Below are 14,578 nucleotides of genomic sequence, written 5' to 3'. Positions count from 1 at the left end.
ACTGGTTCGAGCCCGACCACTTCCGCCTCGTCACGCTGCCGGAGGCGTCCGTGCTGGAAGAGGCGATCGGCCGCATCGGTGACTTCTTGGCGACACGGCGGTAGTTGCGCACGCCCGTAGGCTCCCGCTCATGCGCGATCTCACCTATCCCCCGGTCATCGTCACCGCCAAGGCAGGGTTCCGTCTGCTCGGCCAGCGGTTCCAGATGACGGGCACCGAGCACGTGCCCCGCACCGGCGGCGTCCTGCTGGCCTACAACCACATCAGCTACGTCGACTTCGTCTACGGCGGCCTCGCCGCCAACCCCTCCGGGCGCAAGGTGCGCTTCATGGCGAAGAAGGAGCTCTTCGACCACGCAGCGGTCGGGCCCTTCATGCGCTCGCTGCACCACATCGAGGTCGACCGTGGTGCGGGCGAGGGGTCCCCGGCGACCGCGCTGGACTACCTCAAGGCCGGTGAAGCGGTCGGCATCTTCCCCGAGGCCACCATCTCGCGGGCGATGGAGCTCAAGGAGTTCAAGTCCGGTGCCGTTCGGATCGCGGCCGCGGCCGGCGTGCCGCTGGTGCCGGTGATCCTGTGGGGCACACAGCGGATGATGACCAAGGACCACCCGCGCGACTTCTCCCGCGGCACCACGATCGCGATCACCGTCGGGGAGCCGATGCACCCGACGACGTCCGACAACGCCGTCGCCCAGACCTGCAGTCCTGCACGCGCGCATGAACGAGATGCTGGAGAAGACCATTGCGGCCTACCCGACCAAGGAACAGCCGCCCGGCTCCCGGTGGGTGCCCCAGCGTCTGGGAGGTACGGCGCCGACGCTCGACGAGGCCGCCGAGATGGACGTCGCGGAGAAGCGAGAGCGGGCCCGGAAGCGCGCTGAGAAGCGTGCCGCCCAGAAGTAGTCAAGTTGTTCTATTGCTAGATCGCTTTATTGCTGAATCGCTTTGTCGACAATCAGTGTTTGTGCAGGTCAGAGCCGTTTGGCCCCTGTCGGAGTCCCCGCCCAAGCGGGGACTCCTGCACATATGGGGCGTTGCAGAGGCTGTTGCTGTTTGATTTCGGTACGTCGGCGCGTGGGGATGGCGGCGATGGCGGTGTTGAGGGTCGTCGGCCGGGCGCGCGCCCGGCCGATCTCGTCAGGTGGCCAGTGCTGCGGTGGTGTGGCGGTGGAGCTTGAGCAGGTTCACGACTGCGGCGGCGAGGTTGAGTTCGCTGGTGGCCGCGGCGAGTCCTCGGCGGCTGAAGCGGCGTAGTCCGGTCTGGTCTTTGAGGTGTGCGTTGACTGGTTCCACGGTTGCGCCGCGGTGGGCGTAGGCGGCGAGTCCTTCGGGTGTCTTCATCTGGTGCCGCATGCGTTCGAGCGGGCTCGCGTCGGGCGGTGGTGGGCCGGTCCGCGGGTCGTCGGCGGCCTCGTCGGCGAGTCGTCGGTCCTTGCCGGTGGCGATGAGCCGGTTGGGTCCGGGGGCGGTGAGGTTGTCCATCGAGCAGTAGCCGGCATCGGCCGGGACCAGCCCGATCTCATCGTCACCGCCGTCGTCGGCTCGTGTGTGGGCGATGGTCCTCGCGGCGCTCTGGGCTGCGTTCATCATCGGTTGCAGGCAGTCCATGTCGGTGGGCGCCCGGGACAGCATCAGCGCCGGGGATCAGGTGGTCGGCGGTGACCGCGAGCTGGGCGTTGTAGCCCTGCACCCAGCCCGTACGCGTGTTCATGACCCGGCTCTGCGGGTCGGTCAAGTTCGCCTTCCGGGTGCTCGCACGGCCCATGCTCTTGCGGGGGTGGGGAGCCGCGGTGGCCGCGCGACGCTCAAGGGCTGCCAGCCGCTCGCGCAGCCGGCGGACCTTCCATGACACCAACTGTGGCCGTTGCCCGCTGGGGCGGCGCGTGCCGTGGGTGCGAGCCGCTTCCCGGACGCCCTCCCGGGCCGCGACCCGTGCCGCGGCCTCCCGCTCGGCCGCGGCAAGTTCCTCACGCAGGGCCGCGGCCCGGACCTGCCGGGTTTGTGCGCGTCGCTCGGCCTCATCGGCGGCTTCCTCGGCCTGCTTGGTCTTCTCCTTCTCGATCTCGGCCAGCGCGGCCTTGATCGCGGCCGCGCGGGTGGCCGGGTTGGCGAACTCGGGGGCCAGCTCATCACCGTGCTTGTCGCCGTACAGCTCGTCCTCGGCCGCGTCGGCCGCGGCAGCCTCGGCGGCGATCTGGCGGGCGATCCGGTCGGCCTGAGCGCGCAGTGAGTCCTCGGCCCGGTTGGCGAAGATCGAGGCGTTCGCGGCGATCTTGGTGCCATCGATCGCGACCGTGCCGAGTCTGCCCATCCCGGCCTGCCCGCACAGCACCAGCACCTGCGCGAACACCTCAGCGAACCGGTCCTCATGGGTCGCGCGGAACCGGGAGATCACCGTATGGTCGGGCACATCGCGCCCGCACAACACCCGGAACGCCACGTGCTCACCGCACAGCGTCTCGATCCGTCGCGAGGAACGTTCCCCGACCGCGTAGGCATAGACCAGCACTCCCAGCAGCAGGTCCGGATCGAACGCGCGGCGCCCCGGACCGACCTTCGGGTGCCGGGCATGGAAACCGCTTGTGTCGAGCTCCTCCACGACCCCCAACACGAACCACACCGGGTGATCCTCCGGCAACCACTCACGCAACGAGGGAGGCATCAGAAACTGCTGATCACGATCAACCGGACGATACGAACGAGCCATGGCCCCAGTATTTCGGCACAGCGCTCAGAGGTCACGTACCCGGACCGGCGATTTAGCAACAGCCTCTGCAACACCCCGGAAGTGCAAGACTTGCCCCACCAGTTGCTCAGATCGGGCGGTCGGTCCGGTTGCGTGGGTCCATGACCTCGACGATCCGACGCAGGTCGTCGAGCGAGGCGAACTCGACCGTGATCTTGCCCTTGGACTTGCCGAGGTCGACCTTGACCCGGGTCTCGAACCGGTCGGAGAGTCGTTCAGCGAGATCGGCGAGCCCGGGGGCCTTGGGCTTGCTACGTTGCGCGCGTGGATGAGGTCTGACCCGGGCCCGGGGAGACGATCTCCTCGAGGCCACGCACGCTGATGCCCTCGGCAGTGACGCGGGCGGCGAGCCGGTCCTGCAGGTCGGCGTCCTCGATCGTGAGCAACGCCCGGGCGTGACCCGCGGACAGCACCCCGGCGGCGACCCGTCGCTGGACCGCAGGCGACAGCTTGAGCAGCCGGAGGGTGTTGCTGATCTGGGGACGCGAGCGACCGATGCGCTGGGCAAGCTCGTCGTGGGTGCAGCCGAAGTCCTCGAGCAGCTGCCCGTAGGCGTTGGCCTCCTCGAGCGGATTCAGCTGGGAGCGGTGCAGGTTCTCCAGCAGCGCATCGCGGAGCATGTCGTTGTCGTCGGTCTGACGCACGATCGCGGGGATGGTCTCCTCGGCCCGCGACACGGGAGGCGCCAGCGGCGCTCACCCATGATCAGCTCGTACTCGTCGACCCCGGTCTTGCGCACGACCACGGGCTGGAGCAGCCCGACCTCGGTGATGGAGTGCACCAGCTCCGCGAGCGCCTCCTCGTCGAACACCTGCCGCGGCTGGCGGTGGTTCGGGCGCACCCGGGCGATCGGGAGGTCGGCGAAGTAGGCGCCGGCGACGGTCCCCGCGTAGGGAACACCGTCAGTGGGCGCTGATGGCTCGGCGAGCGAGCCGTTGGCCGACGCGCTCCAAGTCGGAGCCGAGCCGGTGGCCTCGACGCCGTCGACGCCCTCCTCGGTCTCGGGGGTGCGGTCGGGATGAGCGACCCGAGACCACGGCCGAGTCCCCGGCGAGGCGGCTTGGGTGTGGCGCCTCATTTCGGTGCTCCCATGGTTGCGATCTCCCGGGCTGCCTCGAGATAGCTGAGTGCACCGGCCGACGCAGGATCGTAGGTCATGACCGTCTGCCCGTAGGAAGGGGCCTCGGAGACGCGCACCGAACGCGGGATCGCCGTCTTGAGCACCTCGGGCCCGAAGTGCTCGCGGACCTCGGAGGCAACACCCGACGCAAGGCGGGTGCGAGCGTCATACATGGTCAACAGGATGGTGCTGACGACGAGGTTCTGGTTCAGGTGCTTGCGCACCATCTCGACCGTCTCCAGCAGCTGCCCCCGGGCCCTCCAACGCGTAGTACTCCGCCCGGATCGGGATGAACATCTCCCGTCCGGCCACCGGGGCGTTCAGTGTCAGCAGCCCCAGCGACGGCGGGCAGTCGATGAGGACGTAGTCGAATCGGTCCTCGCCTGCTTCGGCCCGCGATCCGATCCACGCATTTGCTGCCAGCGCCTTCTGGAGCCGGGATTCACGTGCGACCACGCTCACCAGCTCGATCTCAGCGCCCGCCGGGTCGATGGTGGCCGGCACGACCCACAGTCCGGCGATCTCGTCGCTCTCCGTCATCACGTCGGCGAGTGGTTCCCCGTCGACCAGCATGTCGTACGTCGAGGGGACTCCCCGATGATGCGCCACTCCAAGGGCCGTGGACGCGTTGCCCTGCGGGTCCGGGTCGATCACGAGCACCCGCTGCCCCAGCTGCGCCAGCGCCGCGGCGACGTTCACCGTGGTGGTCGTCTTGCCGACGCCACCCTTCTGGTTCGCTACGACGAACACGCGGGTGGCATCGGGCCGTACGGCCGGGCGGTCCCGGTGCAGGTGCCCACTCCGCGCCAGCACTGATTGCTCAGCGGCACGCGCCGGGGGCGTGGTCTCGTCGTCGTACGCACTGGCGGCCTCGGCGAGCTGGCCCGCCGTACGCACCTGCCAAGCGGGTGTGGTTTCACGTGAAACCGGGCCCGAGGCGGCTGTTTCACGTGAAACACCCGCACCCTCGACCTGTGGATGAACCTTGGGTTCCTGTGGATAGGCACGCTCACCGGGCGTGGATGGTTCGGTGGAAAACCCCCACCCGGGGGAGAAGACTGCTCAGGACGGTTCGAGCCCTCGGTCACAACCGGGACCTCTCAAAATCGGTGCTGCAAGAGTGATGCTGCCTACGGTGTCGGCGATGAAGTCAACGTCGACGACGACGTGCTGCCTGTGGCGAGCGGTTGGCGGGCAAACCTACCCGCGACGGGTCCGCCCGGAGCCACCTGTAGCGCGTGGGTGCTGTGGACAAGTGCGCTGCCCGGGGTCAAGATCTCTGGCTCGGCGCAGCGGGAGCTTGCGAAGGGTGGGGCGCGCGACCTCGATCTCGGCCTCAACCGAGGACCCCTTCATCGCCACGAGCGCGCCCTGAGGAGCAACGAGTGGCATCGACCACTGGAGGAGCCGTTCGAGGGGTGCCACCGCCCGCGACGTGACGACGTCGAAGCTGTGCCGCTCCCTCACTTGCTCGGCCCGGCCACGCAGCACCGTCACCCGGTCCAGTCCCAGCCGGTCGACGACCTCCTCGAGGAAGGTCGTTCGCCGCAGCAACGGCTCCACGAGCGTGATCCGGAGATCAGGTCGCGCGATCGCCAGCACCGGGCCCGGCAGGCCCGCCCCGGAGCCGATGTCGCACACCGAGACGTCCCGGGGGATCGCTTCCCCGAGGACCGCGCAATTCAGCAGGTGCCGGTCCCACAGGCGAGGTGCCTCCCGCGGACCGATCAGTCCACGCACGACGCCATCCGTGGCCAACATGGCGGCGTACGCCTCCGCCAGCGGCAGTCGGTCGGAACCAAACACCCCCGGGCCACCTCGGGGGTCGCCGGGGGCACGGGGGGTGGCAGGTCGCTCGTTGACGTCACGGGCGCTGTTTCACGTGAAACATGGTCGTCAGGCCGGGAGGATGACGACGAACCGGCGCGGCTCGGCACCCTCGGACTCCGAGGTCAGGCCGGCCGCCGAGACGGCGTCGTGCACGACCTTGCGCTCGAACGAGGTCATCGGCTCCAGTGACACCGAGTCGCCGGTCTTCTGGACCTCCGCGATCTTCTCGGTGGCCGGGCTCACCAGCCGTTCGCGCTGCTCGGCCCGGTAGCCCGAGACGTCGAGCATGAGGCGCGACCGCTCACCGGTCTCGCGGTAGACGGCCAGACGAGTCAGCTCCTGCAGCGCATCCAACACCTCGCCCTTCGCACCCACGAGCTGCGACAGGTCGGCGCCGACGATGGACACGGCCGCCCGGTCACCCTCGACGTCCATGTCCGGGTCACCGTCGAGATCGGCGATGTCGAGGAGCTCCTCGAGGTAGTCGGCCGCAATGTCGCCCTCCTGCTCCGGGCGCTCGACCTTGGACGGGCGGTTCGACTCGGAGGAATCCACCGGCTCCTCGATGTTCGCCTCGGTGGTCACGTCCTGCTCTGCTGCCCGGGGCTCTGCTGCTTGCGCCTGTGTTGCCTGTGAATCGGTCACGTGCAAATCTCCTGCCGTCTGCGTTGTGGAATCGCGGCCGAGCCGCGGGGAATCGTGGGGGCTAGTTGCCCTGTTGCTTCTTCTTCGCCCGGCGCTGCGCCTTGGTCTGGCGCTTCGGCTGTACGCGGGGCGGGCCGCTCTTCCACGGCGGCCTCCGTAGCGGACGACTCCGCGCTCGACTGAGCCTCGATCGTCAGGCCCTTGCGGGCGGCCTTGGCCCCCGGCACGCTCTTCCTTGGCCTTCTCGGCCGGCGTGCCGGGAGCCGGGTTGTTGCGGATCACGTAGAACTGCTGGCCCATCGTCCACAGGTTGGAAGTCGTCCAGTAGAAGAGGACACCCACCGGGAAGGCGATACCACCGACGGCGAACACCACGGGGAGCACGTAGAGCAGCATCTTCTGCTGCTGCGCGTAGGGACCGGTAAGCGCATCGGCCGGCATGTTCTTGCTCATCAGCTGACGCTGCGTGAGGAAGGTCGTGATCGTCATCGCGATCACGAGCACCGCGGCCAGCAACCGGACACCCCAGTCGTCCGTCTGCAGGAACGTGTCCGAGATCTTGGCTCCGAGGAAGACAGCGTCGCCGAACTGCCTATTCAGCGTCTCCGTCATCAGGCCACGCTCGTGCCCGGGGTCCTTCGCCGCCCGGTCGATCAGTCGGAAGAGCGCCGGGAAGATCGGCATCTGGAGCAGGATCGGCAGGCACGAGGCGAACGGGTTGGTGCCCGAGTCCTTGTAGAGCTTCATCGTCTCCTGCGCGAGACGCTCACGGTCATGGCCGTACTTCTTCTGCAGCTCCTTGACCTTGGGCTGGATCAGCTGCATGTTCCGACTCGACTTGATCTGCTTCACGAACAGCGGGATCAGCGCCATCCGGATCACCGGGGTCAGGCCGATGATCGACAGCACCCGAGCAACGCCGGACGCCTCGCCGAACAGCCCACCGAAGAGTTTGTGGAACCCCACCAGCACAGCGGAGATCACGTAGTACAGCGGCGTCATGATGTAGCTGCCGATGGCACCGAAGAAGTCGAGCACTCAAGCTCCCCGGGTCGGGGTCGCACTCGCACTCACGGTGCGAGGGGGACTGTGTCGATGGGGTGGAACCGGGTCATACCCGCCGGCCGCCCACGGGTGGCAGCGGGACAATCGGCGTACAGCAAGCCACACACCGCGAAGGGCACCGTGCTCGGTGACCGCTTCGAGGGCGTAGGCCGAGCATGATGGGTGATAGCGACACACACGGCCGTAGAGCGGGCTGATCAGCGCGGTAGGCGCGCAGGAACCAGATCAGCGGGTATTTCACTTCGTCACCCCTGGTCAGACAACGGCGCAGGTCGGCGTCGAGTTCCGCGTAGGACGCGATCGAGGAGGCCGGCAACGCCCGCACCACGAGCACAGCAGAACCCGGAAGCCCCGCCAGTGCAGGCAGGTGCTCCCGGGTCAGGTGTCGTAGTCGGCGCTTCACGCGGTTGCGGACCACGGCGTTGCCCACGGCCTTGCTGACCACGAAACCCACGAGCGTCGGCTGGCCGGACGCGTGGAGGTCGAGGTGGACCACGAGGGTGCTGGACCCGCAGCGACGACCCGAGCGGACAGTCCGCCGAAAGGCGTCACTGTCGCTGAGTCGGTGCGCCGCCGGCAGCACGAGCGTGGTCGCCGCAGGCGCAGCCGTCAGACGGCCGGGCTGTTGCGGCCCTTGCGGCGACGTGCCGACAGGATCGAGCGGCCGGCGCGGGTGCGCATGCGCAGGCGGAAACCGTGCACCTTGTGACGACGACGGTTGTTCGGCTGGTACGTACGCTTGCTCACGAGCTTCTCTCCGATGCAGTTTCTCTTGGGGTGTCCACTCCACAGGCGGGAAGGTGCGTACGGCGAACAGAGTGGTCGCCGTACTTGGCTCTTCGGCCGGCACCGCCCACCCACCGCGTGCACCCGGCTGGGGCACGGAGTCGTGGACATGCGGCACCCGTCGACACGGAGTGACCGGCCAACGGTACGCGCTGGCGAATCAGGGTCAAACTCAGGACTGTGCCACAACGGGCCAGCCTGTGGATGACGGCTTGCCGAGGCGTTTCGCTGGTTGTTAGGTTGCGCTGCACCGGGGTTCTCGGAACCGCTGGTGTGACGGTGGTTCTCGGGTCGCAGGGGGTCGGTCGCCAGTCTGCCCATCTGCGCTCTGACCTGCACACATAGGGTGTGCTCAACAGGGCGAGCAATGCGCGGTGTGACCCCGTGTCACCTCCGAGTGCCAGTGGTTCACAGACTGTGGACAACTCTGTGGACGACGACGCACCCAACGGCAGGCCGAACAACCAGACGCAGGAGAGGTAGGCCGGTGGACGACCACGCCAACGAGCACGCCAACACCCGGGGACGCGACCACGCCCCAGACCGGGGGCAAGACCTCGGAACCGTCTGGCGAGCCATCGTCCATGACCTCCAGCCCAACCAGCGGGCGTGGTTGCGCGCGAGCGAGCCGGTGACGCTGCACGAGAGCACGGCGATCATCGCGGTGCCCAACGACTTCACTCGTGGTCAGCTCGAGGGCCGGCTGCGCGCCCAGCTCGAGGATGCGCTCAGCGAGTCCTTCGGCCGCGAGATCCGGCTGGCCGTGAGTGTGAACCCGTCGCTCGAGGACCGGTCTCCCCAGACACACATCCATGAAGAGACAAGTCCATCAAGCGACATGTCGACAAATAGAGTCATGGACGACGGCACGCCGCCCGGCCTGATCGCCACCTCCAGTCCCGCCGCGCCACCCGCAAGCGACACGCTCGCGCCCGAGCCGTCCGCGGATCGGCGTGCGCACTCGGCGCTCGAGACCGGGCTCAATCCCAAGTACACGTTCGAGACCTTCGTCATCGGCTCGTCCAACCGGTTCCCGCACGCGGCCGCGGTCGCTGTGTCCGAGGCACCGGGCAAGGCCTACAACCCGCTGCTCGTCTACGGAGAGTCCGGTCTCGGCAAGACCCACCTGCTGCACGCCATCGGTCACTACGTGCGCAGCCTCTACACCAACGCGAAGGTCCGCTACGTCTCGAGCGAAGAGTTCACCAACGAGTTCATCAACGCGGTGCGCGACGACCGGCAGGACCGGTTCAAGCGTCGCTACCGCGACGTCGACGTGTTGCTGATCGACGACATCCAGTTCCTGCAGGGCAAGACCCAGACGCAGGAGGAGTTCTTCCACACCTTCAACACGCTCCACAACGCCAACAAGCAGATCGTGCTCACCTCAGACCCGGGCGCCCAAGAAGCTCGAGGCGCTCGAGGAGCGACTGCGCAACCGGTTCTGAATGGGGCCTCATCACCGATGTCCAGCCACCCGAGCTGGAGACCCGGATCGCGATCCTGCGCAAGAAGGCAGCGATGGACCGGCTCACCGCGCCGCCGGACGTGCTCGAGTTCATCGCCTCCAAGATCCAGACCAACATCCGTGAGCTCGAGGGAGCCCTGATCCGGGTCACCGCCTTCGCCAACCTCAATCGCCGGGACGTCGACATGAGCCCGGCCGAGATCGTGCTGCGCGACCTGATCCCTGAGGGTGCGGAGCCGGAGATCACGCCGGGACTGATCATCGCCCAGACGGCCGCCTACTTCGGGGTCTCGATCGAGGACCTCACCGGCCCGAGCCGCGGGCGCCACCTCGTGATGGCCCGCCAGATCGGGATGTACCTGTGTCATGAGCTCACCGAGCTGTCGCTGCCGAAGATCGGCGCCGAGTTCGGCAATCGCGACCACACGACGGTGATGTACGCCGACCGCAAGATCCGGCAACTGCTCGCGGAGCGTCGCGCGGTGTTCAACCAGGTCTCCGAGCTCACCAACCGTTTGAAGGTCCAGGCGCGTCAAGCCTGAATCCAAATCTGTGGAGGACGTGTGATTCAGACCCGCGTGTCATCCACAGGCCCTGTGCGTTGCGGGGACCGAACCACAGGGGTCCGAGTCCTCTGCACAGGGCGCCCCGCTGGTGAACAGCGTGGCGCACACCCCCTGTGCACTCCGATCGAGCGCGCTGACCTGCACAAACAGAAGTTGTCCACAGTTTCCACAGACGCTATTACTCCTATGTACCTGTAACCGGAATGAATCCCGGGAACCACTGAACGAGGCCTTGCACGGGGACAACCGGGGGCTAGCCACCCGATTCGCCTCTCAGCCATGGCAGGATTCACAATCCGCGCGTCCGTGCGACCCAGCTGACCGACCAACAGCACGTCCCCAGAGGAGCCCGAAGTGAAGTTCCGCGTCGAACGCGACGTCTTCGCCGATGCCGTTGCCCGGGCTGCTCGCAGCCTTCCGGTTCGTCCCAGTTCACCCGTCCTCGCCGGCCTGCTCATCGAGGCCAGCGATGCCGGTCTGGTGCTCTCCACCTTTGACTACGAGACCTCCGCCCGTGCTGACCTCACGGCCGAGGTCAGCGACGAGGGCAGTGCCCCGGTCAGCGGTCGCCTGTTGGCCGACATCTGTCGCAGCCTGCCCGCCAAGCCGATCGAGATGCAGCTCGACGGTCCGCGCGTCTCACTGACCTGTGGCTCGGCCCGCTTCAGCCTGCAGACGATGCCGGTCGATGACTACCCCAAGCTCCCGCAGATGCCGGCCGCGACCGGCACCGTGTCCAGCAACGACTTCGCGCACGCCGTCGCCCAGGGCAGTCACCGCCGCCGGCCGCGACGACATGCTGCCCGTCCTGACCGGCGTGCGGATCGAGATCGACGGCTCGACCATGTCGCTGCTGGCCACCGACCGCTTCCGTCTCTCGCACCGTGAGCTGACCCTGGAACCCGCAGACCCCCGACGCGTCCGTGGCCGCCCCTGGTCCCCGCCAAGGTGCTCGGCGACACGGCCAAGTCACTGACCTCCGGCTCCGAGGTCACCATCGCGTTGAGCTCCGGCGACGGCGGCGAGGGCCTGATCGGGTTCGAGGGCAGTGGCCTCGGCGGCCTGCGCCGTACGACCACCCGACTCCTCGACGGCGAGTTCCCCAAGGTGCGATCGCTGTTCCCGAGCGAGCACCTCACGGTCGCCAAGGTGAAGAAGGACGATCTGATCGAGACGGTCAAGCGCGTCGCCCTCGTGGCCGAGCGCAACACCGCGGTCCAGCTCAAGTTCGCCGACAACCAGCTCGTCCTCGATGCCGGCACCGGTGACGAGGCGCAGGCGACCGAGGTCATCGAGGCCGAGATCAACGGGGACGACCTGACGACCGGGTTCAACCCGCAGTTCCTGCTCGACGGCCTGACCGCCCTCGACGGCGAGTACATCGACCTCGCCTTCACCCGGGCCAGCAAGCCGGTCGTCATCTCGAGCACTGACGGCGGCGAGACCGACTCGTTCCGCTACCTGCTGATGCCGCGCCGCTTGCTCAGCTGATGAGTCAGGCGCGGTCACGGGTTTCGGCGCGTCCTTGCGACCTCGTTCCTCGGTCGCAGGCCTCGCTCAACCTCCCTCGCCACGCCGTGTCCTCGTTCCTCGGACGCGGCTAGGCTCACGACATGGACATCGGACTCGTCGGGCTCGGCAAAATGGGTGGCAACATGCGCGAGCGGTTGCGCCGCGGCGGCCACACGGTCGTCGGCTACGACCTGCAACCCCGACGTCAGCGACGTCGCCTCGCTCGCCGAGATGGTCGAGAAGCTGCCCTCCCCCAAGGTCGTGTGGGTGATGGTCCCGGCCGGTGACCCGACACGGCAGACCGTCGCGGAGCTCGGCGGCCTGCTCTCCGAGGGCGACGTGATCGTCGACGGCGGCAACTCGCGCTGGACCGACGACCCGGCCAACGCCGAGTCGCTCAAGGACCGGGGCATCGGCTACGTCGACTGCGGAGTCTCCGGCGGCGTCTGGGGTCTCGAGAACGGCTATGCCCTGATGTACGGCGGTGACGCGGCCGACATCGCGAAGGTGCAGTTCGCCTTCGACACCCTGAAGCCCGAGGGCGACTTCGGCGCCGTACACGCCGGAAAGGTCGGGGCCGGGCACTTCTCGAAGATGGTCCACAACGGCATCGAGTACGCCATCATGCAGGCCTACGCCGAGGGCTGGGAGCTGCTGGAGAAGGCCGAGCTCACCGACAACGTCACCGAGGTCTTCCGCTCCCGGCGCGAGGGCACCGTCATCCGCTCGTGGCTGCTCGACCTGATGGTCAACGCACTCGACGAGGACCCGGGCCTGTCCCAGATCGCCGGCTACGCCGAGGACTCGGGAGAGGGTCGATGGACGGTCGAGGCCGGCATCGAGAACGCCGTCGCCACGCCCGCCATCACCGCGGCGCTCTACGCCCGCTTCGTCTCCCGCCGGGACGACTCGCCGACGATGAAGGCGATAGCCGCGATGCGCAACCAGTTCGGCGGGCACGCCGTGAAGACGGCCGCGCCTGCGGGTGGCGATGCTGCTGTCGAACAGGGCGCCCCCGACCAGTCGGCGGCAGCCCAGCAGGCCGGTGCGGGCTCCGGGCACGAAGCCGGGGAGAGCTAGACCTCTCTTGCACGTCGCGCACCTGACCCTGCACAACTTCCGCTCGTATGCCGACCTCGACGTCGAGCTGGAGCCGGGTGCGACGGCGTTCATCGGACGCAACGGCCGGGGCAAGACCAATCTCGTCGAGGCGATCGACTACCTCTCGCGCCTGTCCTCGCACCGCGTTGCGTCGGACGCTCCGCTGGTCAAGGCCGGATGCGACCGGGCGCTGATCCGCGCCGCAGTCGTGCGCAGCGGCCGCACCGCGATCCTCGAGGTCGAGCTCAACCCGGGCCGCGCCAACCGGGCCCGGATCAACAAGTCGCCGCTCCCCCGGCCGCGCGAGCTGATCGGCGTCGTGCGCACCGTCGTCTTCGCCCCCGACGACCTGACTCTGGTCAAGGGCGACCCGTCGGACCGACGCAAGTTCCTCGACGACCTGCTGATCCTGCGCGCCCCGCGCCCGGCCGGCGTGCGTTCCGACTACGACCGGGTGCTCAAGCAACGCAACAGCCTGCTCAAGACGGCCGGGCTCGCCCGGGGTGATTCACGTGAAACCGCCCTGTCGACATTGGCGGTCTGGGACCTGCAGCTCGCCAGTGTCGGGGCCGAGCTGCTCGCGGCCCGGTTGCGCCGCGGTCGACGAGCTGCGCCCCTACCTCGGCAAGGCCTATGAGGCCGTGGCCCGCGGCGCCAGTCGCGACGACGCCGAGATCGACTACAAGGCGTCCTTCGACCTTCCCGACGACAAGACGCAGCTCGAGGCTCATCTCCTCGCCGAGCTCGAGCGCCGCCGCAAGGACGAGCTCGACCGTGGCATCTCCCCGGTCGGCCCGCACCGCGACGAGCTGGTGCTGACCCCGGGCAACGGCGACCTCAGGCTGCCGGTCAAGGGCTATGCCTCGCACGGGGAGTCGTGGTCGTTCGCACTGGCGATGCGGCTGGCGTCCTACGACCTGCTCAGGGCCGACGGCGACGACCCGATCCCGGTGCTGGACGACGTGTTCGCCGAGCTCGACTCCGAGCGTCGCGCCCAGCTCGCCGAGCTCGTGGCCGGCGCCGAGCAGGTCCCGGGTCACGGCGGCCGTGGCCGCGGACGTGCCGCAGTCCCTGCAGGGGATCCGGTTCATCGTGGCCGACGGTGAGGTACGCCGCGATGTCTGACGAGACCCCCGGACGACGCCCCCGACGAGGGCCACCGAGACGACGGCCTCGACTACGCCCGCTCGGCGCGAAAGGCGGCCGGCTCGGGGCCGGGCAAGGCGCCGCGACGCCGTACGGGCGGGGACTTCCGTCGCCTGCACGGTCCCTGAAATCGTCCGGCGCGCACCCGGACGACCGTGACCCGCAGCTGCTGGACTCGGCGATGAAGCGGATGATCAGCCAGCACGGCTGGGAGCTGGACCTGCGCGTGCAGGCGGTGTTCGGCCGCTGGGCCGAGCTGGTCGGCGAGGAGGTCGCATCGCACTGCACGCCGGAGTCGCTGGCCGAGACGCGGCTGATCGTGCGCACCGACTCGACCGCCCGGGCGACCCAGCTCAAGCTGCTCACCCCGACCATCGTCAAGCGCCTCAACGTCGAGCTCGGCGACGGGATCGTGACCGTGATCGACATCCGGGGACCGCACCTGCCGAACTGGAAGAAGGGCCGTTTCACCACCCGCGACGGCCGGGGGCCGAGGGACACCTACGGGTAGGGCGATCTACCGATCTGAGGGGCGCCCGGACGTATGGGGACTCCACCGCCCCCCTGTTCGGCGCTCCGTTCTGCCCTCTC

At 68.4% G+C, this 14,578-nt stretch carries 13 protein-coding genes and 6 pseudogenes; 6 read left to right on the top strand and 13 right to left on the bottom strand.

Annotated features, from left to right (window positions below; genetic code table 11):
• Window positions 1-130: 130 nt before the first annotated feature.
• Window positions 131-883, top strand: a complete 753-nt coding sequence (locus tag LP418_RS11500) for a lysophospholipid acyltransferase family protein (protein ID WP_257956361.1) — start codon at window positions 131-133, stop codon at window positions 881-883.
• A 256-nt stretch (window positions 884-1,139) separates the two neighbouring features.
• On the opposite strand, the gene LP418_RS11495 is transcribed toward LP418_RS11500, so the two are convergent.
• From LP418_RS11495 to rpmH, 13 genes and pseudogenes are all read right to left on the bottom strand, one after another.
• Entirely contained in the window at window positions 1,140-1,589 is a 450-nt protein-coding gene (locus tag LP418_RS11495) for a transposase (RefSeq protein ID WP_336276063.1), read from the bottom strand.
• Window positions 1,528-2,622 carry a transposase gene (locus tag LP418_RS11490; RefSeq protein ID WP_257956359.1) on the bottom strand — a complete coding sequence of 365 codons (1,095 nt, stop codon included), beginning with the start codon at window positions 2,620-2,622 and terminating at the stop codon, window positions 1,528-1,530. The genes LP418_RS11495 and LP418_RS11490 overlap by 62 nt, the downstream gene beginning before the upstream one ends.
• A gap of 193 nt (window positions 2,623-2,815) precedes the next feature.
• Window positions 2,816-3,061, bottom strand: coding sequence for a hypothetical protein (locus LP418_RS33190; protein ID WP_442940168.1), 246 nt, complete (start codon window positions 3,059-3,061; stop codon window positions 2,816-2,818).
• The gene (locus LP418_RS30815) at window positions 3,000-3,368 is read right to left on the bottom strand and encodes a ParB/RepB/Spo0J family partition protein (protein WP_336275974.1); all 369 of its coding nucleotides are present in this window, start codon (window positions 3,366-3,368) and stop codon (window positions 3,000-3,002) included. Before LP418_RS30815 ends, LP418_RS33190 begins: the two co-directional genes overlap by 62 nt.
• Window positions 3,323-3,826, bottom strand: coding sequence for a ParB N-terminal domain-containing protein (locus tag LP418_RS30810; protein WP_336275973.1), 504 nt, complete (start codon window positions 3,824-3,826; stop codon window positions 3,323-3,325). The genes LP418_RS30815 and LP418_RS30810 overlap by 46 nt, the downstream gene beginning before the upstream one ends.
• Window positions 3,823-4,095, bottom strand: a complete 273-nt coding sequence (locus tag LP418_RS30805) for a ParA family protein (RefSeq protein WP_336275972.1) — start codon at window positions 4,093-4,095, stop codon at window positions 3,823-3,825. Before LP418_RS30805 ends, LP418_RS30810 begins: the two co-directional genes overlap by 4 nt.
• Entirely contained in the window at window positions 4,034-4,765 is a 732-nt protein-coding gene (locus LP418_RS11480) for a ParA family protein (RefSeq protein WP_336275971.1), read from the bottom strand. The genes LP418_RS30805 and LP418_RS11480 overlap by 62 nt, the downstream gene beginning before the upstream one ends.
• Window positions 4,766-5,068: 303 nt before the next feature.
• Window positions 5,069-5,674, bottom strand: coding sequence for a 16S rRNA (guanine(527)-N(7))-methyltransferase RsmG (gene rsmG, locus LP418_RS11475; protein WP_257956358.1), 606 nt, complete (start codon window positions 5,672-5,674; stop codon window positions 5,069-5,071).
• A 90-nt stretch (window positions 5,675-5,764) separates the two neighbouring features.
• Entirely contained in the window at window positions 5,765-6,253 is a 489-nt protein-coding gene (locus tag LP418_RS11470; RefSeq protein WP_257957003.1) for a Jag family protein, read from the bottom strand.
• A gap of 246 nt (window positions 6,254-6,499) precedes the next feature.
• Window positions 6,500-7,345: pseudogene (gene yidC, locus LP418_RS11465) on the bottom strand (membrane protein insertase YidC); the annotation flags it as partial.
• Between the two features lie 36 nt (window positions 7,346-7,381).
• Window positions 7,382-7,585 (bottom strand): membrane protein insertion efficiency factor YidD, encoded by a 204-nt coding sequence (gene yidD, locus LP418_RS11460; RefSeq protein WP_257956357.1) that lies wholly within the window; start codon window positions 7,583-7,585, stop codon window positions 7,382-7,384.
• A gap of 130 nt (window positions 7,586-7,715) precedes the next feature.
• Window positions 7,716-7,991, bottom strand: a pseudogene (rnpA, locus tag LP418_RS11455) (ribonuclease P protein component); the annotation flags it as partial.
• Window positions 7,992-8,017: 26 nt separating this feature from the next.
• Window positions 8,018-8,155 carry a 50S ribosomal protein L34 gene (rpmH, locus tag LP418_RS11450; protein WP_257956356.1) on the bottom strand — a complete coding sequence of 46 codons (138 nt, stop codon included), beginning with the start codon at window positions 8,153-8,155 and terminating at the stop codon, window positions 8,018-8,020.
• A 526-nt stretch (window positions 8,156-8,681) separates the two neighbouring features.
• On the opposite strand from rpmH, the pseudogene dnaA reads away from it, so the two are divergent.
• The 5 genes and pseudogenes from dnaA (at window position 8,682) to LP418_RS11415 (ending at window position 14,498) form a co-directional block, all read left to right on the top strand.
• Window positions 8,682-10,204: pseudogene (dnaA, locus tag LP418_RS11445) on the top strand (chromosomal replication initiator protein DnaA).
• A 378-nt stretch (window positions 10,205-10,582) separates the two neighbouring features.
• Window positions 10,583-11,719, top strand: a pseudogene (gene dnaN / locus LP418_RS33185) (DNA polymerase III subunit beta).
• A gap of 122 nt (window positions 11,720-11,841) precedes the next feature.
• Window positions 11,842-12,820, top strand: a pseudogene (gnd, locus tag LP418_RS11425) (phosphogluconate dehydrogenase (NAD(+)-dependent, decarboxylating)).
• A gap of 7 nt (window positions 12,821-12,827) precedes the next feature.
• Window positions 12,828-13,966: pseudogene (gene recF, locus LP418_RS11420) on the top strand (DNA replication/repair protein RecF).
• On the top strand, window positions 13,959-14,498 hold the full coding sequence (locus tag LP418_RS11415; protein ID WP_257956353.1) for a DUF721 domain-containing protein: 540 nt from the start codon (window positions 13,959-13,961) through the stop codon (window positions 14,496-14,498). The pseudogene recF and the gene LP418_RS11415 overlap by 8 nt, the downstream one beginning before the upstream one ends.
• The last annotated feature ends 80 nt before the right edge of the window (window positions 14,499-14,578 follow it).

The sequence above is a fragment of the Nocardioides sp. B-3 genome, from assembly GCF_024703895.1.
Lineage (GTDB): Bacteria > Actinomycetota > Actinomycetes > Propionibacteriales > Nocardioidaceae > Nocardioides.
This window is presented reverse-complemented; position numbering and strand designations above follow the sequence as displayed.

Bases quoted from the DNA above. Each gene is read 5' to 3' on its own strand.
- LP418_RS11500 (WP_257956361.1), top strand. From the start codon at position 131: ATGCGCGATCTCACCTATCCCCCGGTCATCGTCACCGCCAAGGCAGGG.
- LP418_RS11495 (WP_336276063.1), bottom strand. From the start codon at position 1,589: ATGAACGCAGCCCAGAGCGCCGCGAGGACCATCGCCCACACACGAGCC.
- LP418_RS30815 (WP_336275974.1), bottom strand. From the start codon at position 3,368: ATGCTCCGCGATGCGCTGCTGGAGAACCTGCACCGCTCCCAGCTGAAT.
- LP418_RS30810 (WP_336275973.1), bottom strand. From the start codon at position 3,826: ATGAGGCGCCACACCCAAGCCGCCTCGCCGGGGACTCGGCCGTGGTCT.
- LP418_RS30805 (WP_336275972.1), bottom strand. From the start codon at position 4,095: ATGGTGCGCAAGCACCTGAACCAGAACCTCGTCGTCAGCACCATCCTG.
- LP418_RS11415 (WP_257956353.1), top strand. From the start codon at position 13,959: ATGTCTGACGAGACCCCCGGACGACGCCCCCGACGAGGGCCACCGAGA.